This is a genomic window from Arenibacter echinorum, from assembly GCF_003259375.1.
Lineage (GTDB): Bacteria > Bacteroidota > Bacteroidia > Flavobacteriales > Flavobacteriaceae > Arenibacter > Arenibacter echinorum.
This window is the reverse complement of record NZ_QLLN01000001.1, coordinates 40,980-67,124: the sequence shown is the minus strand read 5'-3', so window position 1 is coordinate 67,124 and position 26,145 is coordinate 40,980. Positions and strand designations below refer to the sequence as shown.

Annotated in this window: 26 protein-coding genes; 4 read left to right on the top strand and 22 right to left on the bottom strand. The window is 38.2% G+C overall.

Annotated elements, in window-relative coordinates:
• Window positions 1–25: 25 nt before the first annotated feature.
• A complete protein-coding gene (locus LV92_RS00305) occupies window positions 26–1,168 on the bottom strand; it encodes a pyridoxal phosphate-dependent aminotransferase (RefSeq protein WP_111621703.1) in 1,143 nt (380 codons plus the stop codon).
• Complete coding sequence (locus tag LV92_RS00300; RefSeq protein WP_111621702.1) at window positions 1,165–1,995, bottom strand: prephenate dehydratase; 831 nt, start codon at window positions 1,993–1,995, stop codon at window positions 1,165–1,167. The genes LV92_RS00305 and LV92_RS00300 overlap by 4 nt, the downstream gene beginning before the upstream one ends.
• Before the next feature lie 468 nt (window positions 1,996–2,463).
• On the opposite strand from LV92_RS00300, the gene gldA reads away from it, so the two are divergent.
• The gene (gene gldA / locus LV92_RS00295) at window positions 2,464–3,357 is read left to right on the top strand and encodes a gliding motility-associated ABC transporter ATP-binding subunit GldA (RefSeq protein ID WP_111621701.1); all 894 of its coding nucleotides are present in this window, start codon (window positions 2,464–2,466) and stop codon (window positions 3,355–3,357) included.
• A 33-nt stretch (window positions 3,358–3,390) separates the two neighbouring features.
• On the opposite strand, the gene LV92_RS00290 is transcribed toward gldA, so the two are convergent.
• The 6 genes from LV92_RS00290 to LV92_RS00265 all read right to left on the bottom strand — a co-directional run bounded on the left by LV92_RS00290 (window position 3,391) and on the right by LV92_RS00265 (window position 8,447).
• Window positions 3,391–4,263 (bottom strand): ABC transporter ATP-binding protein, encoded by an 873-nt coding sequence (locus LV92_RS00290; protein WP_111621700.1) that lies wholly within the window; start codon window positions 4,261–4,263, stop codon window positions 3,391–3,393.
• A complete protein-coding gene (gene modB, locus LV92_RS00285) occupies window positions 4,260–4,931 on the bottom strand; it encodes a molybdate ABC transporter permease subunit (protein ID WP_111621699.1) in 672 nt (223 codons plus the stop codon). Before modB ends, LV92_RS00290 begins: the two co-directional genes overlap by 4 nt.
• Window positions 4,931–5,332: a TOBE domain-containing protein gene (locus tag LV92_RS00280; protein ID WP_111621698.1), complete on the bottom strand. Its 402-nt coding sequence runs from the start codon at window positions 5,330–5,332 to the stop codon at window positions 4,931–4,933. Before LV92_RS00280 ends, modB begins: the two co-directional genes overlap by 1 nt.
• Window positions 5,325–6,113: a molybdate ABC transporter substrate-binding protein gene (modA, locus tag LV92_RS00275; protein ID WP_111621697.1), complete on the bottom strand. Its 789-nt coding sequence runs from the start codon at window positions 6,111–6,113 to the stop codon at window positions 5,325–5,327. The genes LV92_RS00280 and modA overlap by 8 nt, the downstream gene beginning before the upstream one ends.
• Window positions 6,114–6,462: 349 nt before the next feature.
• On the bottom strand, window positions 6,463–7,272 hold the full coding sequence (locus LV92_RS00270) for a sulfurtransferase (RefSeq protein WP_111622301.1): 810 nt from the start codon (window positions 7,270–7,272) through the stop codon (window positions 6,463–6,465).
• Window positions 7,273–7,283: 11 nt separating this feature from the next.
• Window positions 7,284–8,447 (bottom strand): alpha/beta hydrolase family protein, encoded by a 1,164-nt coding sequence (locus LV92_RS00265; protein ID WP_111621696.1) that lies wholly within the window; start codon window positions 8,445–8,447, stop codon window positions 7,284–7,286.
• Window positions 8,448–8,787: 340 nt separating this feature from the next.
• Here LV92_RS00265 and LV92_RS00260 point away from each other — a divergent pair, with 340 nt between their 5' ends.
• Window positions 8,788–11,841, top strand: a complete 3,054-nt coding sequence (locus LV92_RS00260) for a PVC-type heme-binding CxxCH protein (RefSeq protein WP_170126262.1) — start codon at window positions 8,788–8,790, stop codon at window positions 11,839–11,841.
• Between the two features lie 125 nt (window positions 11,842–11,966).
• Here the strand turns inward: LV92_RS00260 and LV92_RS00255 are convergent, their stop codons facing one another.
• From LV92_RS00255 to LV92_RS00225, 7 genes are all read right to left on the bottom strand, one after another.
• A complete protein-coding gene (locus LV92_RS00255) occupies window positions 11,967–12,950 on the bottom strand; it encodes a CorA family divalent cation transporter (RefSeq protein WP_245946192.1) in 984 nt (327 codons plus the stop codon).
• A gap of 28 nt (window positions 12,951–12,978) precedes the next feature.
• Window positions 12,979–14,307: a dicarboxylate/amino acid:cation symporter gene (locus LV92_RS00250; protein WP_111621693.1), complete on the bottom strand. Its 1,329-nt coding sequence runs from the start codon at window positions 14,305–14,307 to the stop codon at window positions 12,979–12,981.
• 85 nt (window positions 14,308–14,392) lie between these two features.
• Window positions 14,393–14,836 (bottom strand): hypothetical protein, encoded by a 444-nt coding sequence (locus LV92_RS00245; protein WP_111621692.1) that lies wholly within the window; start codon window positions 14,834–14,836, stop codon window positions 14,393–14,395.
• A 204-nt stretch (window positions 14,837–15,040) separates the two neighbouring features.
• On the bottom strand, window positions 15,041–15,367 hold the full coding sequence (locus LV92_RS00240) for an HPF/RaiA family ribosome-associated protein (protein ID WP_111621691.1): 327 nt from the start codon (window positions 15,365–15,367) through the stop codon (window positions 15,041–15,043).
• Window positions 15,368–15,484: 117 nt separating this feature from the next.
• The gene (locus LV92_RS00235) at window positions 15,485–16,300 is read right to left on the bottom strand and encodes a prohibitin family protein (RefSeq protein WP_111622300.1); all 816 of its coding nucleotides are present in this window, start codon (window positions 16,298–16,300) and stop codon (window positions 15,485–15,487) included.
• 349 nt (window positions 16,301–16,649) lie between these two features.
• Window positions 16,650–16,994 (bottom strand): cupin domain-containing protein, encoded by a 345-nt coding sequence (locus LV92_RS00230; RefSeq protein WP_170126261.1) that lies wholly within the window; start codon window positions 16,992–16,994, stop codon window positions 16,650–16,652.
• 197 nt (window positions 16,995–17,191) lie between these two features.
• Window positions 17,192–17,752, bottom strand: coding sequence for a helix-turn-helix domain-containing protein (locus tag LV92_RS00225; protein ID WP_170126260.1), 561 nt, complete (start codon window positions 17,750–17,752; stop codon window positions 17,192–17,194).
• 140 nt (window positions 17,753–17,892) lie between these two features.
• Here LV92_RS00225 and LV92_RS00220 point away from each other — a divergent pair, with 140 nt between their 5' ends.
• Window positions 17,893–18,105 (top strand): hypothetical protein, encoded by a 213-nt coding sequence (locus LV92_RS00220; protein ID WP_111621690.1) that lies wholly within the window; start codon window positions 17,893–17,895, stop codon window positions 18,103–18,105.
• 110 nt (window positions 18,106–18,215) lie between these two features.
• The gene (locus tag LV92_RS00215; protein ID WP_111621689.1) at window positions 18,216–18,410 is read left to right on the top strand and encodes a hypothetical protein; all 195 of its coding nucleotides are present in this window, start codon (window positions 18,216–18,218) and stop codon (window positions 18,408–18,410) included.
• Between the two features lie 356 nt (window positions 18,411–18,766).
• Here LV92_RS00215 and LV92_RS00210 read toward each other — a convergent pair whose 3' ends face one another.
• The 7 genes from LV92_RS00210 to LV92_RS00180 all read right to left on the bottom strand — a co-directional run bounded on the left by LV92_RS00210 (window position 18,767) and on the right by LV92_RS00180 (window position 26,085).
• Window positions 18,767–19,276: an OmpH family outer membrane protein gene (locus LV92_RS00210; protein WP_031442598.1), complete on the bottom strand. Its 510-nt coding sequence runs from the start codon at window positions 19,274–19,276 to the stop codon at window positions 18,767–18,769.
• A 76-nt stretch (window positions 19,277–19,352) separates the two neighbouring features.
• Complete coding sequence (locus LV92_RS00205) at window positions 19,353–20,189, bottom strand: OmpH family outer membrane protein (RefSeq protein ID WP_245946233.1); 837 nt, start codon at window positions 20,187–20,189, stop codon at window positions 19,353–19,355.
• 105 nt (window positions 20,190–20,294) lie between these two features.
• A complete protein-coding gene (locus LV92_RS00200; protein ID WP_111621687.1) occupies window positions 20,295–22,874 on the bottom strand; it encodes a BamA/OMP85 family outer membrane protein in 2,580 nt (859 codons plus the stop codon).
• Between the two features lie 4 nt (window positions 22,875–22,878).
• Window positions 22,879–23,562: an isoprenyl transferase gene (locus LV92_RS00195; protein WP_245946231.1), complete on the bottom strand. Its 684-nt coding sequence runs from the start codon at window positions 23,560–23,562 to the stop codon at window positions 22,879–22,881.
• A gap of 64 nt (window positions 23,563–23,626) precedes the next feature.
• Complete coding sequence (gene porG / locus LV92_RS00190; RefSeq protein ID WP_111621685.1) at window positions 23,627–24,313, bottom strand: type IX secretion system protein PorG; 687 nt, start codon at window positions 24,311–24,313, stop codon at window positions 23,627–23,629.
• A 116-nt stretch (window positions 24,314–24,429) separates the two neighbouring features.
• Window positions 24,430–25,311 carry an NAD kinase gene (locus LV92_RS00185; protein WP_111621684.1) on the bottom strand — a complete coding sequence of 294 codons (882 nt, stop codon included), beginning with the start codon at window positions 25,309–25,311 and terminating at the stop codon, window positions 24,430–24,432.
• 117 nt (window positions 25,312–25,428) lie between these two features.
• Window positions 25,429–26,085, bottom strand: a complete 657-nt coding sequence (locus LV92_RS00180) for a CBS domain-containing protein (protein WP_111621683.1) — start codon at window positions 26,083–26,085, stop codon at window positions 25,429–25,431.
• Between the last annotated feature and the right edge of the window lie 60 nt (window positions 26,086–26,145).

Below are 26,145 nucleotides of genomic sequence, written 5' to 3'. Positions count from 1 at the left end.
ACTTGATCTTCATTTACATTATTTTTCAAAACCTATTGATCGCTTCTTTTATCTTATCTGCCGTAACACACAAGGAAAAACGAATATACCCCTCTCCGTTTGAACCAAAAATAGTTCCGGGAGTAATAAAAATATTCTTCTCATAGAGCACCTCATCAATAAACTTTTCAGAGGACGAAACCCCAGCAGGCAATTTCGCCCAAACGAACATTCCTACAGAATTTTTATCATAGGAACATTTTAGCTTATCTGCCAGCACAAACATTAACTCCCGACGCTCATGATACACCTTATTTAATTCACTAAACCATGATTCGCTACTATTTAAAGCAGCGATGGCTCCCTTTTGTATGCCATAAAACATACCCGAATCCATATTGCTCTTTACCTTTAAAACGGCGTTGATATGTTCGCTGTTTCCCAAAACCATCCCAACTCGCCAACCTGCCATATTAAAGGTCTTGCTCAACGAATTTAATTCCAAGGCCACATTCATGGCTCCCTCCATCTCCAAAATACTTATTGGATCTTGATTTAGAACAAAGCTATATGGATTATCGTTTACCAATAAAATATCATGTTCCCTTGCAAAAGCAACCAGCTTTTTTAACTGCTCTCTATTCGCCGTAGCACCGGTTGGCATATGTGGATAACTGGTCCACATCAACTTCACTTTTGCAAGGTCTTGCTTACTAAGTTCTTCCAAATCTGGAAACCAACCATTTTTTCCGGTCAAATCATAATACCGTGGCACTGCCCCGACCAAATTGGTTACCGAGGTATATGTAGGGTACCCAGGGTTTGGAATCAACACCTCATCTCCGGGATTTAAAAAAGCCAGACTAATATGCATAATCCCCTCTTTAGACCCCATTAATGGTAGTACTTCTGTTTGGGGGTCCACAGTTACACCAAATTTATTTTTATAAAATGATGCAAATGCCTGCCTTAGCTCGGGCAAGCCCTGATAACTCTGATATTGATGCGCCCCATCATGGCTCAGCGCATCTTTAATAGCGTCTTGTACCCCAATGGACGGCTCCAAATCAGGACTTCCGATACCCATATTTATAATAGGCCTTCCTTCTGCCATTAAACCCCTAACTTCCCTAAGCTTTTTAGAGAAGTAGTATTCTTCAACTGTATTTAATCTATTTGCAGCAATCATACTATTCTGGCATTTTTATATTCTCCCAAAACTTTAAATTCTTCGGCCATAATTTCCAATAAAGCCTTTGCCTTTTCAAAATGTTTGTACTTTTCAAAAGTTACATCCACAAAAAATGAATATTTCCAAGGCATCTCTATTACCGGTAAAGACTGAATCTTGGTAAGGTTCAAGTTACAATCGCTCATCACATTCAATATAGCAGCGAGACTTCCCCGTTTATGGTCCGTTATAAAACGTACAGAGGCTTTGTTTATTTCATTCTGAGGCAGCGCCTTGTTTTGTGTCTTGACAATTATAAACCTAGTGGAATTGTCTTTTATGGTCTGTATTTCCGAGTGTATAATTTCCAAATCATACAATTCGGCAGCAACTTTTGGTGCAATAGCCGCTATTCCCTTTAATTGATTTTCCTGAATTCTTTTTGCTGTCTCGGCAGTATCCACATCTTCCACCAGTTTAATGTGTTTATAATTTTTAAAAAATTCATTACACTGCAGCAGTGCCATGGGATGGGAGCGGACTTCCTTTATATCATCTATGGTCTGACCTTTTAAAGCCATCAGGTTATGATGTATATTTAAATACTGTTCGCCTATAATATGCAGGTTTTTATGAAAGACCAGGGCATAGTTGGGTATAATGGACCCAGCGATGGAATTCTCTATGGCCATTACCCCCTTATCCGCTGTTTTATTTAGCAAATGGTCTACCAAAATATCGAAGGATGAACATTCCACGAAAGTAACATCATCGCCAAAATAATCCTTTGCCACTTGATGATGGTTAGAACCCTTAATACCTTGTATTGCAATTTTTAATTTCACCCTTTTTTATATTATCTTCCGGCCTGTCAAAGACTTACCGCTAAACTCTTTTGTAACTCCACTTCCTTTTCGAAACTTATATCCAAAAAAAAAGTCCTGGTTTTCACAGGACTTTAATCTATATATATTTTAAAATATGCTAGAACAGTCCCATACCTCCCTTAAAAAAGAAGTAAAAACTAAAACCGTTCCAGAAATATTGCTTTGTCATTTTTCTTATAAAACTCCGGCTAAATTAATAATTAAATTTATATATCAGCATTTACGCCCACATTTTTTTATTTAAATCAGTTTAAAGCAAAAAAAATTCCGATTAAAACCCTTTAACTGTCAATTTTTACGAATTACGAAGAACAAATGATTTTATCGACACCAACAATCCGCCATTCGCGGTCAACATTCTATCCAGAAGATAATTAAAACTAGGTTTCACTAATTTGCATTATTTTTGATAAAAAAAGTAAACGCATGTCCATCATAGCTAAAAACATTACCAAATCTTTTGGGAAACAAAAAGCATTGAACAATGTTTCCTTCACCATAGAAAAAGGGGAAATAGTAGGCTTTCTAGGCCCAAATGGCGCAGGTAAATCCACTATGATGAAAATATTGACCACTTATTACACCGCAGATGACGGACAAGCCGAAGTAAATTCATTTGATGTGCAAGATGAGAAAAAAAATGTTCAAAAGAGCATTGGTTACCTACCCGAACACAACCCGCTGTACTTGGATATGTACGTAAAGGAATATCTGGCATTTAACGCGGATGTCTACAAAGTAAATAAAGACAGGATCAACACTGTAATAGATCAAACCGGTCTTGGCCCGGAGGCGAACAAAAAGATAGGGCAACTTTCCAAAGGCTATAGACAAAGGGTTGGATTGGCCGCGGCCCTTCTGCACGATCCAGAGGTTTTGATCCTTGACGAGCCCACTACAGGCCTAGACCCCAATCAATTATTGGAAATTAGAAAATTGATCCGGGAAATTGGAAAAGAAAAAACCATTTTACTATCTACACATATCATGAAAGAGGTAGAAGCTGTGTGTGACAGGGTATTGATCATAAATAAAGGAACACTAGTGGCGGATAAAAAACTTTCAGAATTGCGAGACGGACAAGATCAAGTTTTGGTGGTCGAATTTGATTTTAGGGTGGAAGAAGCATTTTTAAATAAATTGCCCTATGTAATATTGGTTAAAAATATTGGTGGGTTTGTTTATGAGATCACCTTTAACACTTCTAATGATATGCGACCTGTGGTGTTCGACTTTGCTCATGACAACCAATTAAAAACCTTACAATTAAGTAGGAAAAACAAGAATTTGGAGAGCCTGTTTAGCGAATTGACCCTTTAAACCCAAATACCTTGTTAGCCCGCCATTCCAGGCCTATATTTTTTGAATTATAGGATTAAAGGCTTTTGAAGCTACTAAAACCTGATCTCCTATCTTAAAATTATTGGCCTCGGTCCGATCCGCAACCACCTTGATAATATCGTTACCGATCAGTACGGAAATTACATATAAAACATCTTCCCTTTGTATCTTTAACACCTCTCCCGAGAATCTAAATTTAGCACTGGTCTTGTTTAGTCCAAAAAAATCGGTAGTAGTACCTTTTTTGATTACGCTACCATTTTGAAGCTCATAGACTCTATCCGATAGTTTAACTATTTCCCCAATATCATGACTTACCAATATAGTGGTCAGATTATATTTCTTATGAACCTGCAAAAGATATTCCTGTAACTTTATCCGCATCTTTAAATCCAAGGCCGATAAAGGTTCGTCCAATATTAATATTTCAGGCCGTTGGACCAATGCCCTGACCAATGCCACTCGTTGTTTTTGCCCCCCGGATAGGGTTTCTGGTTTTCTTTGTTCCAATTCGCCAAGCTCGGCAAATTCCAACAACTCCCCTATTATGGTTCTATCCTGATTTTTCTGAAGGGCGTATTCCAAATTTTGACGAACGCTCATGTTGGGAAAGAGGGCATAATCCTGAAATACGTATCCCACTTTGCGCTGTTGGGGTTTAAGATCAATATTTTTGTGACTGTCAAACCATATTGTTTCACCCACTTTTATGGTTCCACTATCTGGCCTTAACAAACCACTAAGCATTCTTAAAGTAGATGTTTTCCCTGCACCGGATTCCCCAAATAAAGTAACAAATTGCCCCTTTTCGATGGTCAATTGCAAATTCAGGTCTATTTTTCCTCCCGCAGATTTAAGTGTCTTTTTTAGGTTTAAACTTATCATTGGGAGTAGCGTTTAAAATATCCTCCATTGGTTAGATAAACCAGTAGCAGAATAAAAAAAGTTATTGTAAACAAAATCAATGAATAGCTATTGGCAGCAACATAATTAAGCGCTTCCACTTCATCATATATGGCAATAGAGGCCACTTTGGTCTTTCCGGGCATATTCCCCCCAATCATAAGCACTACGCCAAACTCCCCAACTGTATGGGCAAAGGAAAGTACAATGCCTGTTAGAAGGGAAGGTTTAATATTGGGCAACAAAACTTTTAGCAGTGTTGTCATTTTTGATTTCCCCATAGTATAGGAAGCTTCTTTTAATGTGGAAGGCAAGGAGGAAAGTCCTGCCTGAATGGGTTGCACCATAAACGGCAAGCTATAAATGACCGATGCCACTACCAAACCCCCAAACGAAAATATAAGCTTGATCCCCAGCCATTCATTTAACCAATTTCCAAAGGCATTTTCCGGGCTAAAGACCACCAGCATATAAAAACCCAAAACGGTAGGCGGAAGCACCAATGGCATACTCACCAAGGTTTCCAAGACAGGCCTTATTTTGGATTTGGTACTTGACAGCCAACGGGCTATGGGAATAGAAACCACAAACAATATCGCCGTAGTAACCACCGCAAGTTTAAAGGTAAGCACTAAAGGTTGCCAATCCATTATGGCGCAAGTATTATCTCGTTCAATTTAACCATAATCATTACGTTCATCTTTTCAACCAATCCCATCTGCCTTAAACTCTTAGTACTTATAATAGCGATGACCTCCCCCATTTTTGTTTCCAAAACCAATCTACTCAATAAAACTCCCTCTTCCATACTGCTAATGCTTCCAGCAATCCTATTCTCAATACTAATATCCAATTCCTTTTGGGTTGTGACTGCAACCTCCATTTCCTTAAACAAGACATTCACCTTGTTGCCCTTTTTCAAATAAGGGGCAGTATCAGGGCTATCTATAACCACGGACATTAATTCCTCACCACTTTCTACCTCAACACCTACAATGGACATGGTTCCATTGGTTTTAACTTCTGTAATATGACCCGGAAAACTATTCATCTACCAAATATCCAAATTCTTTTAATATCTCCTTGGCTTCAACTGAAAAAAGAAAGTCATAAAAGCCCTGTGAACCTTGGTTAGTCTCTTCTTTCCGATTTACCAGTACCACACCTTGACTAATATTAGAGTATAGCGATGGATTTATAAGAATCCAACTTCCTTTCCCTTTCATTTCTGGGGATAAAACTGTTGATAAGGCCGTAAAACCAATTTGCGCTGCTCGGGAAATAATGAATTGATCTGTTTGGCCAATACTTTCCCCGAAGACTAATTTAGACCCTAAGATTTCGTTCAGGCCGTAGTGTTGCAAAACTTCTTGGGCGGCAACGCCATACGGGGCAGTTTTGGGATTTGCCAAAGCAATGTGTTCTATAACGGGATCGGACAATGCAGCAATTGAAATGGGGGTATTTTCAATCATTGACCATAGTACCAATTTTCCTTTGGCATAGACTTTAGGCTTATTCTTAGCTTTTCCCCCTGCATAAACAGCTTCAGGATATTTCATATTTGCGGCAACAAAAATATCATAAGGTGCACCTTCCATAATCTGTGCTGTCAACTTGCCCGATGACCCAACAATTAACTCGAATTTCACTCCAGTTTTGTGGGCATAGGCATTTGTCAAAGCCAGCATGGCAGACTCAATATTGGCCGCAGTGGCTATTATAATTTTTTTATCGTTATTATTCTGACACCCAACAAATACGATGGTAAGCAGCACTAACCACAGCCATTGCCATTTGCATCCCTTAATTGTTCTTTCGCTGTTAAACATTTTTTATTGGATAAATTTTAATCGTCAAAAGAGAGGGATCAAGGTCAAATTAGATTAGCTCCTTCCATATAAATTTACGCACTCTTATTCAAAACAAATATAATGCAGCAGTGCAATACGCGAACAGTTCTGACAACACCTATGACCTTGTAACGCTCACGGGACTTTGCCAAAATGCCCCTAATATCTTCTTCAGAAATATCTTGGGTTGTTCTGGAATAATAAGACAGTTGTTACATTAAGCAATTTAGGAGCAAAATACAAAAATCCTTTAATTCCTTTAGCCAGTGCTACAGCTTAAAAGATCTATTAGGCCCTGGAATAATTATTTTTGCCAAATGTGGACAAATTAATCCGCTACTTGCGCATATTCGGTCCATGAACCATCATAAACCTTATTTTCGTTTTGCAGGCTCATTTCGCTTGCCATTAGAACAATACATGCTGTAACGCCAGATCCACAACTAAACACCAACGGCCGCCTTTCCGTTTCTAACTCAAGAAAAACTTCCTTCAACTCGTTTGGGGATTTAAACTTTCCATCTTTAAGAACAGTTTCATAAGGGATATTAATGGAGTTCGGAATATTTCCCCTTCTCAATTCCTTCCTCGGTTCTGGAACAAGGCTATGAAAACGATCGGAGGAACGGGCATCTATGACCAGAGCTTTTCTGCTTTTCAAATTTTCGCTTATCCCCTCAAAGTTCACCACCATATCAGGATTGAAATCTGCTTTAAAATTGCCTGTTTCGTACTTTATTCCAACTACTTTTTCCGTTATATATCCCGCTTTCTTCCATTCCGGAAAACCACCATCCAAAACTCTAACATTCCGATGCCCCATAACTTTAAACATCCACCAGACCCTGGGACTCACATAAATACCAGGATGATCGTAGACCACTATGATACTGGATTTATTAATACCTAATTTTCTACAGGAATTTTCAAATTGCCCGGGACTGGGAAGTGTATTGGGAAACTGGCTATTTTTATCACTAAAATCGTTTTCCAGGTCAAAAATTCGAGCTCCTTTTATCCTAAGGTCATCTAATTCGGAAGATGTCGGATCATAGCGTAAACGGACATCCAAAATTATGATTTCGGGCTTTTCCAAATTTTGGTTAAGCCAATCCACAGACACTATATTACTATTCATTTCCATACATTTTAATCTACTTTTATATTCAAATAGGCCATAACGGCCTCATCACCTTCTAGGGCATTCTTGGGCCTTGGACTATCCTTGCCAAAAACCATCAAATCTTCTGGGGGCAAAATAGTAACAAAATCTTCCTTGTAGCCCTCAGAATAAGGTATATTTCCGGCGTTCAGATCAAGATGGTGGTCAAAGAAATTGTAGAGTGCCGTTCTTTTATTGTATCCGTAATCATGCCTTTCGGCCGGTAGATGAACATTTTCCACTTTGTGTTCCGCATTATACAGCGCATATACCTTTTGTATGTAAGGATACTCTATTCTTGGGGTGTTTCTTGTCCAGTCGGAACCATCTGACACCAACAATAAAGGTCTTGGGGCGCAAAGGGCGGCTATCTCCACATTATTGGTTTGGTGATCGGCACTTTTGTGTATCGGCATTCCGCTCTCACAAACACATCCTCCAAAAAAGTGGGCAGAAACCTGTACTACTGGTGCAGCTACTTTTATTCGATCATCTATGGCCGTTAAAACAAAGGTTTGGGTACCGCCTCCTGAGGCGCCTGTCATCCCTACTCGTTCGGAATCCACATCTGGTCTGGACAGTAAATATTCCAAGACCCGTTTACTGTTCCAAGTCTGTAAAAGCAAGGCTATTGGCATCTTGTGGTTTACTTGGGTGCTCTCCGCGTAACCCACCATATCGTAAGCAAAAACCACAGCTCCCATTCTAGCCAATGCCGCACACCGCCATTGAATGTAATCTGTATACCTTTTATCCTTCATATGACCATGCGGACTAAGAATGGCCGCATACTTGCCCTTTTCTTCCATAGGCCTATACAGGTTGCCAGTGACAAAGAAACCCGGAAAACTCTCGATAGCAATATTTTCCACAATATAACCGTCCATAACCCTGGTATTTCTAACAATGGGATTGAAATTGCCCGTTATTTTAGGCATTTTATCCAGTTGCATACCATCTGTAATACCCTTCTTAATTCTTAAAGCCCTTTGTTCCCAGGATTCCAAGTCGTTCCATTCAGAGGAAAATTTTTTCATGACAATATTTGCCTCATCCTCGGTCCAATAACTTCCAACACACAACATATTATCCTGACCATAAACGGCTAAACAAAAAAATGAAATTGCAAAAAGTCCGAGTAATTTTTTCATATAAATCAAAAGTTAATAGTTGCTATTATAATTTATGAATTTTGAAATAACTAATAGTCAAGAATACGGTCCATATCATCCAGCTAAAAAACCTGCTACTTTTAGGTGCATTCCCTCAAATTATCCTGCTAACTAAAATACTGCTTTTCCTCCATTGTTTTCATTATTTTGATGTCAAGTTCAATTATGCCGATTCCAAACATCAAAAAGCAACATCTTTAATAAAGTAAATTTTAAGGAGTCAACTTATGGCCATTACCCGCCGAAACACTATATCATTATTTTTAAAATGATGCTGGTTTTTTTGGTAAATTGTGGGACGACAACCAAAAACGTTCATATGTTTCAAAACCAAATTGCCACCAAAACTTTAGTAATTATTATGGCCTTGGGCTCCCTTGCCTCCTGCAAGGACAAACCAAAAGTCAATATCGATTTCCTATCGCTTTCAGAACAGGATAAAAGAAATCCCGAGAATGCCCTGTCCTCAATGGAGGTAGAGGAGGGATTAAATCTTGGGCTATTTGCTTCCGAACCTATGGTCACAAATCCTACCAATATGGCTATAGATGCCAAAGGTAGAATATGGGTCTGTGAGGCTAGGAATTACAGATTGTTCGCCAATCCTGATAATACCTATGACGACAGCGGAGATCGCATCCTAATACTGGAAGACACCAATGGAGATGGCAAAGCCGACACTTCCAAGGTTTTCTACCAAGGAGAGGACATCAATGCTGCCTTGGGCATAACCGTGTTGGGAAATAAGGTTATAATATCCGTAAGCCCCAACGTTTTCATCTTTACAGACGAGGACGGGGATGATGTGCCGGATTCCAAAGAAATCCTCTTCCAGGGCATAGAAGGCGTAGACCACGACCACGGGGTACACGCTTTTGTCTTTGGTCCCGATGGCCGATTTTATTTCAACTTCGGTAATAATGGAAAGCAATTATTGGACAAAAATGGCGAAGCCGTTATGGACATGCACGGCGAAGAAATTGTGGCCAATGGCCAGCCTTACAGGGAAGGGATGGCCTTTAGAATGAATATAGACGGAACCAATCTGGAAGTTTTAGGGCATAATTTTAGGAACCCATATGAAATTACCATTGATTCCTATGGCGGTTTATGGCAATCTGATAATGACGATGACGGCAATCGGGGGACACGGATAAATTATGTTATGGAATATGGCAATTATGGCTATCGGGATTTATTATCCGGTGCAAACTGGCGAGAGAGAAGAACAGGATGGGATAACGACATCCCCAAAAGGCATTGGCATTTAAACGACCCGGGAACAGTCCCCAATTTGCTACAGACAGGATCCGGATCCCCATGTGGCATCCTTTTTTATGAGGACAAAATGTTGCCTCAAAAATTTCAAAATCAGCCCATACATGCAGAACCCGGCCATAATGTAGTCCGTGCTTATATTATAGGCGAGGCAGAGGCGGGTTATACAGCAAAAATTGAAAATCTGGTAAAAAGTAAAGATGATTGGTTTAGACCGGACGATGTTACCATTGCACCTGACGGCTCCCTTTTTATTTCGGATTGGTATGATGGCGGCGTTGGCGGGCACAAAGCAGAAGACATTGCACGGGGAAGAATTTACCGATTGTCCACTTTCCCGGAATATAGTTCAGTTGCTATAGACCCCAAGACTGAAAATGGTGCCGTTAAAGGACTACTTTCCGGAAACATGGACATCTTTTATCAATCGTGGCAAAAATTGAATTCAATGGGCGAAGCAGCCCAACCCCTATTAAAGGAATTAATGGCCAAAGGAGGTATAGCCAAAGCCCGGGCCTTATGGATTGGATCGTATATCCCTACAAAAAGCAACGCCTATATAGAAATGGCATTACAGGATGAGGACCCCAAATTTAGAATGCAGGGCATCCGAATGGCAAGATTTAAAGGCACAGAAAATCTGGAGAAATACTTATCCCTTTTAGCAAACGATAAATCGCCACAAGTCCGTAGGGAAGCAGCCATTGCACTAAGGTTTCTAGGCACTGAGGCAGCAGCCGAACAATGGGCCGATTTGGCCACTCAACATACTGCTGGCGATAGATGGTATTTGGAAGCCTTGGGTATAGGCGCGGATAAATTCCCTGAGCTGTATTTCAAGGCATGGAGAAACAAGGTTGGGGAAAACTGGCAAAGTGAAGCCGGAAAAGAAATAGTCTGGCGCATTCGGGCCAAAGAATCAGTTCCTATGTTGGTTTCCCTTATCAAAGACCAAACTGTTCCATCTACCAAATTGGCTTCCTATTTTAGGGCCCTCGATTTTAAGGATCATCCCGGCAAAGACAACTACCTAATGGACATGCTTACTTGGAACCACCCCCTTAAAAACCAAATTCAGGCATACGCTATAGGGCAAATGGATTCCAAATTTGTGTATAGTTCACCCAAAAATATTAAAATGGTCAAAGAAGTACTTCCCAAAATTGAAGGAACACCGGAATGGATCTTGGCAATCAAAAACTTGGAGTTAAAGAACCAGAACGAGGCCCTGTTTCGAGTATTGGCCAATGGGTCCAACTCCGATATTGGCAAGGAAGCCGCCAACCTTTTGCTCGATAATGAGGGAGCCACATTGATCGACACCTTCCTTCATTCCCAGGCACCGGAATCTTCGAAGATGGCTGTATTGGAAAGATTAAGCGGAATATCCAATCCAACTGCCATTGCACTTTTAAAGGAGAACATAACCTCCCAGGAATTGGGCCATGCACTTACCAGAAAAATGATAGAAACACTTGGTAATACGGGATCCGGACAGGAAGAATTATACCAAATGCTTAAGGAGGACAGATTGGCGGAAGAATATAAAACAACTACTGTATTAAAACTCATGACCAGTTGGAACAATGAGATAAGAACCAATGCCCCAAAATTCCTAACCGCGCAAGGCGATGGATCGCTGGACATTTCCAAATTGGTAGAACTTACGGGCAATGCCGCCCACGGGAAGGAAGTTTACGGCACCTATTGCAGTTCCTGTCATTTGGCTGCAGGTACAGGAATTGAATTTGGACCGGAATTGTCGGATATAGGCAATAAACTTTCGAAGCAATTTTTATACTCCAATATTATATATCCCAGTGCCGGGATCAATTTTGGTTTTGAAGGTTACTCTTTTAAAATGAAAGATGGGAAAACCTATACAGGATACATCTTAAGCAGGACAGAGGATGAGATAACCATAAAGATGATGGGAGGCACCCAAAAGACTGTGGAATTAGAGGATATAACCGAACAGAAGGCTTTGGAACAATCATTAATGACACAAGGCTTGGCCAATATAATGCCGGAGACGGACTTAGTGGATTTGGTAGCCTATTTAGAGACCCTAAAGATAGCAACGGAGGAGCAATAAACCTCCTTATATGGAGTATTGCAAAGAGATGTGGTCGTAGGTTTTTATTTAATCTATGAATTAACCGACCTTTGATCTGTATGTATTGTTAGTTTTAAGGAACTTATACCCGTTTTAATAATTTCTTAAAACCATTTCTTTATTTTAAAATAGATTAAAGGGATGATAAAACTTACTATCAATACTATAACGACAAATTGGTAACCAAAGACCCAATTTAATTCTGGCATATTCTTAAAATTCATTCCATAAACCCCCACTATTAAAGTAGGCAACGAAATACAAACAGTTATGATAGTCAGGATTTTAAAAATATGATTCTGTTCCAGTTCTATCTTACTATTAATATTCCCATTAAGGTCATCCAACCTACTAAAATTATATTGCAAATAATCTTCTATTACGGCAAGGTCGTCTATTTCTTCCCGAACCTTAGATGATGTATTATCTTTGTTTTTATCGCTCTTGTTCAACAGCAGAAGAATCCTTTGAAACTCCGAAAGAGATTCTCTAATAAGTAAATTGTTATACCTTAATTCCGCAATATAATCCAAGTCCTTTTCCTTGAATTTTTTGGATTTTAGCGTCTCTTGGAAAAGGTCTTTTATTTTCTTTGAAATCAATTCGACAATATCTGCATAATAGTCCGAGATTACCCCAATTTGAAATAGGAAAAGCTCAGAGTAGGTTTCAAATTTCGTATTCTCAATATCATAAATAAAATGCGTCAATTGATTTAAATTAGCTTCAATTTCCGACGAAAGAAATGTAAATACAATATCATTTTTAATCAAGATATAAATATCCCTTTCCTCAAAAATAGTATTGGGAGCATAACTTGGAATCGTAAAGTTTAAGGATAGCTGGTCTGCAGAATCAATATAATGTGAACTAATTTCAATATCCTCTCCCTTACCAAAGGAAGATAATTCAAGATTAAATTTTTCGGCTATTGTTTTTAAATCTAAATTAGTGAAATCAATAAACCGAATGCTAAATATATTGTTTGGCACATATTCTATTTCATCAATAGTTGTATATTTATTTATATTACCATTCTTATAATAGATTTCAATCATTTTTTCACTTGGATATATTATAGTTTTCACTTTTGACAAACGACCGGTTCATTGGTGTTTATTGCTTGTTGGTAATGGTCTTATCATTTAATTTCTTGCCGTAATATTTATTAAAAATTACACATGCGGTAAGGTCTCCGGTCACATTAACAGCTGTCCTAAACATTCCTAGAATACGATCCATACCAATAATAACGATCAAACCATCTATTGGAATTCCCGTACTTTGTAGTACCGAAGCAAGAATAATGACCCCTCCTCCAGGAATTGCGGGTGTTCCAATAGAGGCTGCAACAACCGTTGCTGTGATCAATACCAAATTAATTATCGACAATTCTATACCATATGCCTGAGCCATAAACAATGTGGTCACACATTGAAATAAAGCGGTCCCGTCCATATTGATTGTGGCCCCTATGGGAATAACAAAATCACTAATGTTCGAGGATACCCCTAATTTTTCGTCGGCCGTTTTCATGGATACAGGCATAACCGCTGCAGAGCTGGCAGTTGAAAAAGCAAGTAGTTGGGGTTCGCGAATAAGGTTAAAAAATTTAAAGGGGTTCTTTTGTGCCACAGCGAACACAAGTATTAAATAAAAAACCATTAACAGAATCAAACCTAGAATAACGACGCCCATGTAAAAGCCCAGACCCAGAAATATTTCAAGGCCGATTCTGGATAACAAGGCCGCCATTAGGCCAAATACCGCATACGGAACGAGTCTCATAGCCCATGAGACCACAATCATGCAGATTTTCTGAATGGCCTCTATAAAACGAATAACAGGCCTTGCAGTGTCCTTATTAAGTTGGGTTACTGCGACCCCGATTATTAATGTAAATATTACAACCCCTAACATCTCCCCTGTCAAAATTGACTCCAATGGGTTATTAGGGATAAGGTTGGAAATTGCATTTGGAATGTTCTCAAGGAGATTATTGGGTGCATCAGGTTTTATTTGTTCTGCCCCACTATTCGGAAATCCCCCCATATCAAAAATATATTGGCCTGGTTTCATGATGAGCGTTATGGCCAGCCCAATAATGATTGCAACGGCAGTTGTAAATACGAAATATAACAATAGCCGTAATCCGAAGGTTTTAAGGTTCTCGGAGGTGTTACTTACGATTCCTGAAATAATGGATGCAAATATCAATGGGATCATGATCATTTGAACCAATCTCATAAATATTTGACCTGGTAAGTCGAGCCAATTGGCAAGGGACAGGCTAAAATTCTCCGGCACAAGCCCAGCTGATGGATTAATAAGAATTCCAAGTCCAGCTCCTAAAATCAATCCAATAATTACCTTAAGCCATAAACGCCCTTTGATAAGGTGATCCAAATGAACTGATAAATTATTAAGTGGTCTAATTTCTAACATTACTTCATTTAATTTGCTTTACCCGTTTTGGCAAGCGGTCCAGTTGGATTTATAAACATCATCTCCCGAAGCAACCTTCTCCATGTTAATAGCTCAACCCTTTAATTGGAATTGGAAATATCAAATCGACCAGCACATTATGGTGTGCATGAGACACATGATCCTTAAATGACCTCATACTTTTATGCATGATGCTTGTGTATTCATCACCCAACTTAAGCATAATCTTTTCGATATCAGCAAGTTCAGCTGTGATAGCGGCAAATCTGCCGTCTTTTCCAATGGGCAGCGATTTATCGAGATCAACTAAAGTAGTCTCAAAATTAAGGGTCACTTCCTTATAAAAGTCTTCCAGCAAAAGATGACATGAAAAGTTTTTAATTCCTGCCAATTCATTGGCGACTAATAATTCATCCTTATCGAGTGCGCCATCCGCATTGGCCGCCAATAATGAGATATAGGCTGGAAATTTCAGAAGTAAGTCATGTTCCTGATCGGAAAGTTCTTTTCTATAATCTGTAGTATTCATTGATTAAAACGTTTAGTGTTGATTGAAAGTTAAGGCCTACAAGTTTTGCTCCTTTATTTTTTCCTCTTATGGGATTAGCTTAATATCCTGTGCTGACAAACCGAATCACAGTAATGATTTCTATACCTATCAGGAATCTTTTATTTTGTTTGTCTATTGTAATCTATTGCAGTTCGAAAGGATTACTTTCAGAACTTTCCCCAATTAAGTGTTAGGGTGATCCTTTGACCGGCCATATATTGTTTCCATTGAAGTCTTTAATTTGTCTAGAGCGTCGTTCACAGCTTTCTCCACAGAGTTTGCATGGCTAGTAACGGCAATAGGCTGCCTATTTTTGAGCCTGGCTTCAAGCATACACCGCTTGTCGTCCTCTCCTTTTTTATGACTATTTTCATCTGCCAGATGAATTTCGACCCTCGTTATATCATCACTAAAAAGAGAGAGCTCATCTTCTATTACCGAACTCAAATAACTTTCAAGCCTTTCGTCTCCCGATATATTTTTATCAGTGTTTAATTGAATTTTGAACATATTTTTATTTTTTATTAATTATACAATTAGGCAGGAACATCCAAATTAGTTTTAAGTTCCTGCTCATTTAAAGTTTTTTTCTTCTATACTTTTTATTCCATCATACAAAAACAATAATTAATTATTGCCCAATATCAACGGTAATCCAGAATCGCCACTACCAATGATGACTACCTTTGAGTTTGATGACTGAGCTAATTCCAATGTTGCGTCGATTCCCTTGTCCTGCAATATCTTATCTGTCAAAGAAGCACTTAGAATTCTATTCGCATCAGCCTTTCCTTGTGCTTCAATGGTCACCTTTTCAGCTTCCTTTTTAGCCGTAACCAATCGAAACTGGTATTCCAATGACTCCTGCTCTTGCTTTAGTTTACGTTCTATAGCTTCTTTGATGGTGCCTGGCAAAGTGACATCCCTTACCAATATCTCATTTAGCTGAATGTACTGTCCGTCAACTATTTTTTTGGTTTCTTCATAAATCTCGGCCTGTATAGCATCGCGCTTACTGGAATACAATTGCTCTGGAGTATAACGCCCCACAACGCTTCTTGCCGCCGATCTAATCGTAGGCAAAAGCACCCTTTGAATGTATTCCGACCCTTTTTCTTGGTGAAGCTTTCCTAAAAATTCCCGCTTAGGCTCAAACCAAGCAGAGGCGTCCAATTTAATTTCTAATCCGTTGGAAGAAAGCACCTGCATTTTTTCAAATACTTCCTGTTGTCTAACCTCATATATAAAAACCTTGTTCCAAGGTGCCACGATATGAAAACCTTCCCCTAAGGGCGGTTCGTCTGTTACAACACCTCCACTAAAAGTTTTATACAACACGCCGGCTTGCCCAGAATCGATCGTTACGGCGGATTTTATTATTAAAACAACCAGTACAATAAGTATGATTACCCCTGGTATCGCAATTTTTGGTAATTTGTTCATGAATTTTTGTTTATGAATGAGTATTATTTGTTTCGTTTTAAACGTCATCTAATGCCTAAATTCTTTAAGCTTAAGTTATGAGGCCAATAATATTTATATTATTTTTTTTAAGGATGTTTCTTCAGCATAATCGTCCAGTTTGCCATTACTCTCTTTGGCCATAAGAGCAATAAAGGCCTTTTTGAACCGTAGTCTCCTGTCAGGGTTGTTTCTTAAATTCTAATAGATGCAAACGTATTAAAGTGAGGAAGGAATAATATGGTACCCCGCACCAAAGCCTTTTAACATAGGGCGGCATAATAATTACAGCTGTATTTTATGACTTTATTACAAGACTATAGGATATCTTCTATTCATAGCCACTTTTAATAATGGTCGAAATCATTTTGAAGCGTTCCTTGGCATTGATGGTATTTTTGGTATTGGCCGGGATGATAATGGACTGGCCTGTTTCCAAAGTCTGTGAATGGCCGTCGATTAGGATTTCGGCACGCCCTTCAATAATTTGGATAAACGTATCGAATGGCGACATTTTTTCCGATAGGTTTTCGCCTGAATCAAAGGAAACGGCACTAACGTTACCAGTTGTTTTTTTTATGATGGTTTTTATAACCACTGCATTGGGAACATATTCAATGATTTCTACAATAATAAAAATTTTTGATTTTTCAACTTCCGTATTTTCCACAGGCATTTATTTATAGATTTGGGTACTTTACAATATTTATTTGTTTTAGTAAATCTGATTTTCAAGGTGAGGATTTATTTTCGATATTGCATTACATATGAAGGGCAAATAGTTATAATATTCTCACATTATCGATATTTGGAGGTTAAAAAAAACCCTATAGTTTTATAACAAGACTTTTGATGGGACATTTTAACAATGGACTATAAATCTTCTAAATTCCCAAAGCGTTTCTCCTTCAATTTTTTATAATACGATGGCGTAAGCCCAGTAATTTTTTTAAACTGATGGGATAAATGTGCAACGCTACTATAATGTAACTGATACGATATTTCCTTTAAACTCAACTCGTCATAAAGCAGCAGTTCCTTTACCCTTTCTATTTTATTTAGAATGATGAAGTGCTGAATAGTTATACCCTTTACTTCGCAAAATACATTGGCCAAATACGTATAGTCATAACCGAGTTTCTCACTGATGTAGTCAGAATAGTTAACTTTAGGCAATTCATCGGAATAATGGACCATTTCTATAATTACGGCCTTGATTTTTTCAATCATAATTTTCCGCTTGTCGTCCAACAATTCGAGTCCAAACCTTTTAAGGTTGGTACGTAGTTGTCCTTTTTGGAAATCTGTGATATTTTCCAAGATTTCTATTGTTCCAAGGTCTACGTTGACATAATTTAAGCCCAGCTTTTGCAGCTCCTGCTTTACTACCATTTTACAGCGCAAACTAACCATGTATTTCACGTAAATAAGCATGAGACATTGAATTAGTGATAGTTAAATTAACCGATGACCGAAAGCATGGAAGTGGGATTTATACAATTCTTTCTCAAAATCATGTAAAAAACTACAGAAATATATACTTAACTTATAATGTATAATAATGATATAAGGCCATGAGGAGTAAAAAAATCGAAAATCAGTTTAATAAGGAGATTTTTGACCTAACCCTTTCCTTTCAAAGGGAGTTTCCTGTAATATACAACAATTTAACCGAAACACCACTTTTTTTGAACTATGAACACAACGATATTTCAGATTCAGAATTTGAAGGGTATTGCAATTTTCTAAAGGCCCAACTTCAGGTATTAAAAAAAATTGAAATCTAAATAAATGTGATATATGCAATGTTATTGCAAAATAATGTAGTAATCTTTTCTTGTTCACTTTTCAACTTTGTGTGCTATAGAATTATTCAATAGCATTTTAATCAGAACATATGGACAGGTGGAAGAGGAATAATTTGCTTTCTAGAATTCTTGGAAAATTAAGACGTATACTTAGACTTCTATTTTATAATGGGAGTTCCGTTACTTCCCAGGAAAAGGATACTGCCAAAGCCTTACAGGCTGTTTTGCTCGAACTCAAAAACATTAAGCTAACAAGTAGCAAGGAGGACAGCGTCCCATCTTAAAAACAACATTTATTTAATTAGATGGTCAAGCATTCAATTTTTTTGATGGGCCAAAGTAGAAGAGTTACTATAAACCACCGATCTTTTTAAAACTTAGCATAAACCCAACTAGAATATAGCCTTTAAACACAAAAACTTTTAGGCACTTATTGGGAAGAACAATGCAACACTTATATACAAACCATTATGAGAAAATGTTTCATTCTTTTTGTCGTCTATATAATTATGTTGGTTAGTGTAGTTTGGTTGTGAGCATAAATAAGTCGATTTTGTGTCAACTTATTTTAGGACGGGACAAGGACATAATGAAAAAAGCCATGCGTTTGCATGGCTTTTTAAAACATTTTATTGTTGGATTAGAAACCTAATTGCTTCTTAACCTCTGGCAAAATATCCTTCCCTTTGGCTACGATAAGGCCACTACCTTGGGTTGCATCCATTACGTAGTCAATTCCTTGGGCAGCCGCCACAGACTCGATAGCTTTTTTGGCCTTTTCGGTGATAGGACCTAAAAGTTCACCTTGTTTCTTTTGTAATTCTTGTTGGGCAGTCTGTTGTGCCTCACCAATATTTTTTTCGAAACCTTGTAATTCCAAAGCTCTTTTCTGATTTTCCTCTTCAGACTTTGAAGATGACTCATTTTTATATTGGGTATATTTATTTTGAAGTTCGGTCATGGAACTTTCAATATCCGCCCTATACGTTTCCTGTAATTTCTTAAGTTCCGCTTCTGCGGCCTTCATCTCCGGCATTTCAGACAACAATTTTTGTACATCTATATGTGCAATTTTTGCCTGTGCATTAACAAAACTAGTAGCTGCTACGAACAAAACTATGGCTACTGCTATTTTTTTAATTTGTTTCATGATTTTAATTAATGTTTGAGTGTTAATTTAAAGATTTAGTTATATAAATGTAATTTGGTTTAAGCTTAATTTAATATTATTGATTGTCCTTTGAACTATCTTCTTCTGAGTCATTCTTGCCGCTTCTCTCCTCTAACTCCTGCTTTCTTTTGGCCTCACGTTCTTCTAATAATTTTTTCCTTCTTTCTTCATAAGCCTTTTTACGTTCTTCTCGAATCTTGAGCTGTTCTGCCCGGTTTTCTTCTGCCGTCTTGGTCCTTGCCTCTTCCGCCTGCTTTGCCCTCTCCTGACGTTCTAAAATAGCATCGCTAATTGTTTCTTCCGTTTCCTCATCCTCTATATCTTCGAAACTACTTCTGGCATTTTGCCTATTCTTAGGTGCGCTTATTTTTCTAGTCCTCGAAATCCCCCTCAAAACAAGATCGCTAATATCGTGTCTTTTCTCGGAATACAACATTACAACATCTGCCGATTTATCAAAAATAAAATCATATTTTTTATTTGCACCAATTTTCTGCACCTCATTGAAAACCTGATCTTGAATTGGCTGTATCAATCTTCTTTTCTGAAGCACTAGATCTCCTTCTGGGCCAAACCTGTCTTGTTGATAATCGAACATCTCCTTTTCCAAGATTTGGATTTCTTCCTGCCTCTCGGAAATCAATTCCTCCGTTAACAGCACTTTCTCTGCCATTAAATCCTTCTTCATCTGATCAATAATCCCCTTCTCCTTATCCAGCTCCAATTTCCATTTCTGGACTTTGGCCGCCAATTGCTCATTGGCCTCCCTGTACTCCTCTACATTCTCCAGGATATATTCCATATCCACATAACCTATCCTAATGGACCTTTGTGCCGAAATAGTAGCTACAAACATAGTTGCAACTAGAAACAAAAGTACTTTTGATTTAATTCCCATGCTATCTTCTTTTTATACTATAGAAAATATCGTGCCAAAATAACTAAATATTTTAGAATGAACCATTTAACATATAAAACAATTGCAAATTTCTATATATTAAAACTGTTGTCCAATGATGAAGTGGGTTTGCCAACCGCTAGGTCCTGATGAATTGGGGTTATAATCTTGATCAAATCCATATCCAAAATCAATTCCCAATAATCCAAATGCTGGCATAAAAATACGTAACCCCACTCCGGCAGATCTTTTTAACTCAAACGGATTAAAGTCTTGAAAATTGTTGAAGGCATTTCCTGCTTCTAAAAATACCTGCCCATAAATGGAAGCAGACGGTTTTAAGGTCAAGGGATATCTAAGTTCCAAGGAATATTTATTATACACAACTCCACCATCCTGTACTTGTCCTCCACTTAATGGATCCGTACTATAAGGTGTTAAGGATTGATTCTCATAACCCCTTAAGGAAATAACATCCCTACCGTCCAAAGTGTAGGAGCCCATACCGTCGCCCCCAACATAAAATCTTTCAAAAGGAACCTTTCCTACATCTTCGTTATAACTTCCCAAAAATCCGAATTCGGCATTGGTCCTCAAAACCAATTTATCTACCAAGGTAGTATACCAATCTCCCTTAAAGTTAACCTTATAGAATTCCAACCACCTAAAGCGTTCTTGATCTATGCGCTCTATTTCGTCACTATCCAACTCCTCAATGGCTACCTCCTGATCTTCATTGAGTTGCTTATAGTCTATATTATTGAACAACGAAAAAGGAGGGGTAAACTTGGCCGTAATGGCAAAATTGGATCCCGATCTTGGATAAATACGACCACCACCGGTAGCATCCCTTGAGATTCCGAGGGTATATGCTATTGAGTTGGATTTTCCATTCCCGAAATTGAAAAGTCCTAAATTATAATCCTGGAAATTATATAATTGATATCCCAAAGAGTGGGAAATGGTAAAGTAATCATCTGGCCATTGTACCCTTTTTGCCAAACCGGCCGTAATTCCAGTAATGGAAAATTGCTTGCTCTTATCCGGTTTACTACTTACATAGGGGTTGTAATAGAACTGTTGGGTTCTGGAAAGGGACATATTGAACCTTACCGGTTTCTTACCTCCCAACCATGGCTCGGAGAAATTTAAGCTATATACCCTATAGGTCCTACTGGCCTGCAAACGCAGGGCAAAGGTTTGTCCATCTCCCATAGGTACCGGCTTATAAGCCTCCCCCTTAAATAAATTCTTCATGGAGAAGTTACTAAAAGACAGTCCCAAGGTTCCAATGAAACCACCACCACCATAACCACCCTGTAGCTCGATCTGGCTAGAGCCAGCTTCCACCAAGTTATAGGCAATATCCACTGTTCCTGCATTTGGATCAGGATTTTGTATATCCGGCTTTATCTGTTCAGCATCAAAGAATCCCAATTGTCCCAGTTCCCTGATACTTCTAATAATGTCCGATTTATTATATCGCTGACCAGGTCTTGTGCGCAACTCCCTAAAAATAACGTGGTCATTGGTCTTGTCATTACCAATTACGGTAACATGATCTAGAAAAGTCTCTTTACCTTCAATAATTCTAATTTCAAAATTGATGGTATCATTCTCCGCAGAAATCTCCACAGGGTTTATACTGGAAAAAAGATAACCGAAATTTTGGTACATGTTGGTAAGGTCCTCGGCATCCGGTTTTGTGTCATCCGCGATTCGTTTCCGCAACAACACCCCATTATAGGTATCCCCCTTTTTAATTCCAAGCATTTGAGCTAATTGACGATCCGAATAAACAGTGTTTCCAACGAAATCTATATCCCCAAAATAATACTTGTTCCCTTCCTCTACCTTGATCTTCAAATCGATGAGATCATCAGAAACCTTTACAAAGGTATCCGAAATAATACGGGCATCCCTAAAACCTTTTTCGGCATATTTGTCCACTAGGGAAACCAAATCATTTTTGTAATCCTCCTGTATATATTTGGATTTCTTCCAAAAGCGGTAAAATTTCCTTTGCTTGGTCTTTTTCAAGGCCTTACTAAGTTGTTTGTCTGATAACTGCTCGTTACCCTCAAAAACAATATCGTTGATCTTAACCTTATCGCCCTGCTTCACATTTATGACCATTGCCTGTGTATTGGCATCTGTAGTATCCTTTGTAGTGGCAATGGTAACCTTGGCATTAAGGTATCCTTTCTTTTTGTATTTGTTCTGGATATAATTCTTGGAATTGGCGATCAAACTCTCGGTTATCTTCTTCCCTTTTTTCAGATCGGTATCCTTTAAGATTTCATCTACCTTTCTTTTCTTAACCCCATAAACGGTTACATTGGAAAGTGTTGGCCGTTCTATAATATTTAATTCAAGAAATACATTCTCACCTTCAATATTGGTGATGTAGAAGCTTATATCCGTAAACAGCTCCAAGCCCCATAGTTTATTGATGACAGCGCTTATCTCATCCCCTGGAACGGTAATGGGCTGCCCTATCCTTAAACCCGTGTAGGTCTTTACAGTCTGTTCGTTGTAACTTTGTAATCCAGTAACTTCCAATCCCCCAAGAATATACCGTTTACCATCTTCATAGGAAGTATCCTGTGCAGAGATAGCTGTAGTAAAAATTAATAATAAAAGTGTAATAAAAAGTTCAAGGGACATGAACCTATTCATGTCGCTAGGTGAGTTGTTCGCTAGTTTTTCCAAATCTTCGTTCTCTGTTCTGGTAATTTTTAATGGCTTCCAATAAATGCTGTTCCGAAAAATCCGGCCAAAATACATCAATAAAATATAGTTCCGCATATGCAATTTGCCATAGTAAGAAATTACTGATCCTATGCTCTCCACTGGTACGGATCAATAAGTCTACGTCTGGTAAATTTTGCGTGTAAAGATGGTTATTAATAATGGTTTCGTCAATATTTTCGGGAGAAATTATATTATTTTTAACTTTGACACATATCTGTTGTACGGCATTTTTTATCTCTTCCCGAGACCCATAACTCAGGGCAAGCGTCAGAGTCATACCGGTATTGGCACTTGTTTTCTCCATTACATCCAACAATTCCTTGTGCGCACTATTTGGCAAGGAAGCTATATTGCCAATAGTATTTAACTTAATATTATTATTGTTCAAGGTTTTCAATTCCTTTTTAAGGGAAGAGACCAATAACCTCATTAAAGTATCCACTTCCAATTTGGGTCTGTTCCAATTCTCGGTAGAAAAAGTGTACAAAGTAAGAAACTCCAATCCAATTCTGGCACAGTCCTCCACTGTTCTCCTAACGGTCTTCACCCCTTGTTCATGGCCAAAAACCCTTAATTTTCCTTTTTCTTTTGCCCATCTCCCATTACCATCCATAATTATGGCTAAGTGTCTTGGCAATGATTTGATCTTTAATTCTTCCAAACTATTATTTTTAACACTACTGAAAGCAATCCTGACAAGGTTTTCTCCCAAAGGTATACGTTAGCGTAACCCCGGAAAACACATACCAATCATCACTAAAAATATTTCCAAATCTAAATTCTTCATAATTGGAACCTTCCGGGTTACTGGCATCCAAATTATCCGTAAAGGTATATCTGGCCCCTATTTCTGCTCCGACAATAAAAAACTGACTAATCCTTAATTTGGCTCCAACTGTCATTGGCACCGCAAAAGAGCCATCTTTCTGTCCAATATCCTGCAATTGCGCTGCATCAAAATAATGGTATCCATATCTAAAATAGGTAACACCCGTATATAGATAAGGTGTAAATGCCGGCCCCAACCGGTGCAAATTATACTCTACAAAATTAAACTCCAAACCTGCGGACGCCTCCAGAACACTATTGTCCATAATAAAATTCCGTTGTTGTCGGGACGGTATGTCCGATTTGGAATCATCCGCTGTAAATTCTCCATAAATAATACTGGCCCGCCAAGCATAGCGTTTACTCTTGTTCCATTTAAACAGACCACCAAAAGCAGGACCTGAAGGTAAAATAAAATTAGACCTTCCAACATCCCCAATATTATTGGCACCACCTGCAAATAGGCCAATCTCGTATGTTTGTCCCTTTATTTCATTAAAAATGAAAAGAAGAATTGCCGCAAAAAATAACCTCATTATTTATAAAAGTTTGCAAATATAACAATTTCAGTAGTTTAGACCAGTAAATTATTACATTCATGTTCTCACTTGATAAACAGATTTTGTTCCTTTTTATTGTCGCCCAAAAACAATCAATTACGCTTGTCTTCGCCCCACAATAATTTATTTCGTAGTGTTTTTAGAAAACTTTCGGAGGTATATTCGATCATCTTAATGGTAAATGGTGCTTTTTTGATAAAAATCTCCTTGCCACTGACTACGGTAGCTATCCTGGAGTCCAAAGACACCAAATGACTTTCTTCCCTCCCGGAAACCTTGAGCCTTATAACGGTATCATCCGAAATCACCAAAGGTCTTGCATTTAGGTTATGTGGTGCAATAGGAGTAAGTATTAAGGATTTGGCCGTAGGGGCAATTACAGGGCCACCACAGCTAAGTGAATACCCGGTAGAACCTGTGGGCGTTGCCACTATCAATCCATCTGCCCAATAGGATGTTAGATATTCATCGTTCAAATGCGTTTCTACCGTAATCATGGAAGTGGTATCTTTCCTGCTCACGGTTATCTCATTCAAAGCGAAATTTAATGTCTTAAATTCGGGAATATCGGATTGCGCACTTACCTCCACTAGACTGCGCTCCACAATGGTATATGCTCCCGAAACGAATTCCTTTACCACCTTGCGTACATCTTCTTTTCTAAATGTGGATAAAAATCCCAGTCTACCTGTGTTTACACCTACAATAGGTATTCCTAGGTCACGAACATAGGTTGTAGCGCGTAAAATGGTGCCATCGCCACCAAAACTCACAAACATATCGAAACTGGCATCAAGGCCTTTAGAGTCCGTAAATATGGGAAATTCACCCACATTACGTTTGGCCATAATTAAGTTGTAAAACTCTTTTTCAAAGTAGATCTCAGCATTTTCATTATGAAGTTCGTCCAACAACTCCACAATGCAATCCAAAACGTTATTCTGGCAGGTAAGTCCGTAAATGGCAACTTTCATCTGTTTAAATTTATCTTTTATTATTTGTCAGATGTAATTCGCCAATGCCAGTAAACATAAACCCCAAAATTTATCGGGAGGTATTGCCCTTCTGCAAGCTGGCTCATTTCATAAGAGTTAAACATTTAGATATTTATCCAAATAATCAGACCTCTGTTTTAAATCCTCAATAAATTGATCGTCGTTATTACCGTAGAGTATAGTGTAGTTATACCTTCTAAAAGACTGTATAATTTCATTTAAATGTGTAGTCCCAATTTTAATGGTGATCTGAATAACGTCATTTCGAATATCCGTAATAAACCCGCCAATCAATTTAACATTGTTACTTTCCACTATTTGGGCAATTTCGCTAAAGGAGTAATCCTTTATACCCTTTGCCAAAACCAGGATCCCACCAGGCTCTGTAAAAAATGGCGTATCTATAAACTCATCAACAATATCTATCAGGTCATAATATCCTAAAACAAGGCCATTATCATCCAAGACAGGCAAAAGGTTCGCCTCGTTCTTCGAAAATACCTCCAAGACATCCAGCCAAGAAGTTTCCTTTCGAACAAAAAAGGTTTCCAAGTTATATCGATAATCTTCTATCTTCTTATCCTTCTCATAATTATCGAGATCATTTTCATCCAAAACTCCAATAAAAACATTCTCTTCGGTTACTGCAACATGGGAATAGGTCGATTCATTAAAGAACTTGATCACTTTCTTCAAGGAATCACCCACTTTAAAAATCGGCAATGTGGCAATTATGTTGTTTTGAATGTTCATAACTTCATATTATAACGCAAAATACTAATAAAAATTTCTAAGAACCCGAATCTACTCAAG

Coding starts and splice junctions, on each gene's coding strand:
- LV92_RS00195 (WP_245946231.1), bottom strand. CDS start 23,562: ATGGATGGTAATGGGAGATGGGCAAAAGAAAAAGGAAAATTAAGGGTT.
- LV92_RS00210 (WP_031442598.1), bottom strand. CDS start 19,276: ATGAAACAAATTAAAAAAATAGCAGTAGCCATAGTTTTGTTCGTAGCA.
- LV92_RS00250 (WP_111621693.1), bottom strand. CDS start 14,307: ATGTTAGAAATTAGACCACTTAATAATTTATCAGTTCATTTGGATCAC.
- LV92_RS00280 (WP_111621698.1), bottom strand. CDS start 5,332: ATGAATAGTTTTCCGGGTCATATTACAGAAGTTAAAACCAATGGAACC.
- porG (WP_111621685.1), bottom strand. CDS start 24,313: ATGAGGTTATTTTTTGCGGCAATTCTTCTTTTCATTTTTAATGAAATA.
- LV92_RS00185 (WP_111621684.1), bottom strand. CDS start 25,311: ATGAAAGTTGCCATTTACGGACTTACCTGCCAGAATAACGTTTTGGAT.
- LV92_RS00265 (WP_111621696.1), bottom strand. CDS start 8,447: ATGAAAAAATTACTCGGACTTTTTGCAATTTCATTTTTTTGTTTAGCC.
- modA (WP_111621697.1), bottom strand. CDS start 6,113: ATGTTTAACAGCGAAAGAACAATTAAGGGATGCAAATGGCAATGGCTG.
- LV92_RS00235 (WP_111622300.1), bottom strand. CDS start 16,300: ATGAACAAATTACCAAAAATTGCGATACCAGGGGTAATCATACTTATT.
- LV92_RS00305 (WP_111621703.1), bottom strand. CDS start 1,168: ATGATTGCTGCAAATAGATTAAATACAGTTGAAGAATACTACTTCTCT.
- LV92_RS00200 (WP_111621687.1), bottom strand. CDS start 22,874: ATGAATAGGTTCATGTCCCTTGAACTTTTTATTACACTTTTATTATTA.
- LV92_RS00240 (WP_111621691.1), bottom strand. CDS start 15,367: ATGTTCAAAATTCAATTAAACACTGATAAAAATATATCGGGAGACGAA.
- LV92_RS00225 (WP_170126260.1), bottom strand. CDS start 17,752: ATGCTTATTTACGTGAAATACATGGTTAGTTTGCGCTGTAAAATGGTA.
- LV92_RS00230 (WP_170126261.1), bottom strand. CDS start 16,994: ATGCCTGTGGAAAATACGGAAGTTGAAAAATCAAAAATTTTTATTATT.
- LV92_RS00215 (WP_111621689.1), top strand. CDS start 18,216: ATGGACAGGTGGAAGAGGAATAATTTGCTTTCTAGAATTCTTGGAAAA.
- LV92_RS00260 (WP_170126262.1), top strand. CDS start 8,788: ATGTTTCAAAACCAAATTGCCACCAAAACTTTAGTAATTATTATGGCC.
- LV92_RS00220 (WP_111621690.1), top strand. CDS start 17,893: ATGAGGAGTAAAAAAATCGAAAATCAGTTTAATAAGGAGATTTTTGAC.
- LV92_RS00245 (WP_111621692.1), bottom strand. CDS start 14,836: ATGAATACTACAGATTATAGAAAAGAACTTTCCGATCAGGAACATGAC.
- modB (WP_111621699.1), bottom strand. CDS start 4,931: ATGGATTGGCAACCTTTAGTGCTTACCTTTAAACTTGCGGTGGTTACT.
- LV92_RS00270 (WP_111622301.1), bottom strand. CDS start 7,272: ATGAATAGTAATATAGTGTCTGTGGATTGGCTTAACCAAAATTTGGAA.
- LV92_RS00180 (WP_111621683.1), bottom strand. CDS start 26,085: ATGAACATTCAAAACAACATAATTGCCACATTGCCGATTTTTAAAGTG.
- gldA (WP_111621701.1), top strand. CDS start 2,464: ATGTCCATCATAGCTAAAAACATTACCAAATCTTTTGGGAAACAAAAA.
- LV92_RS00290 (WP_111621700.1), bottom strand. CDS start 4,263: ATGATAAGTTTAAACCTAAAAAAGACACTTAAATCTGCGGGAGGAAAA.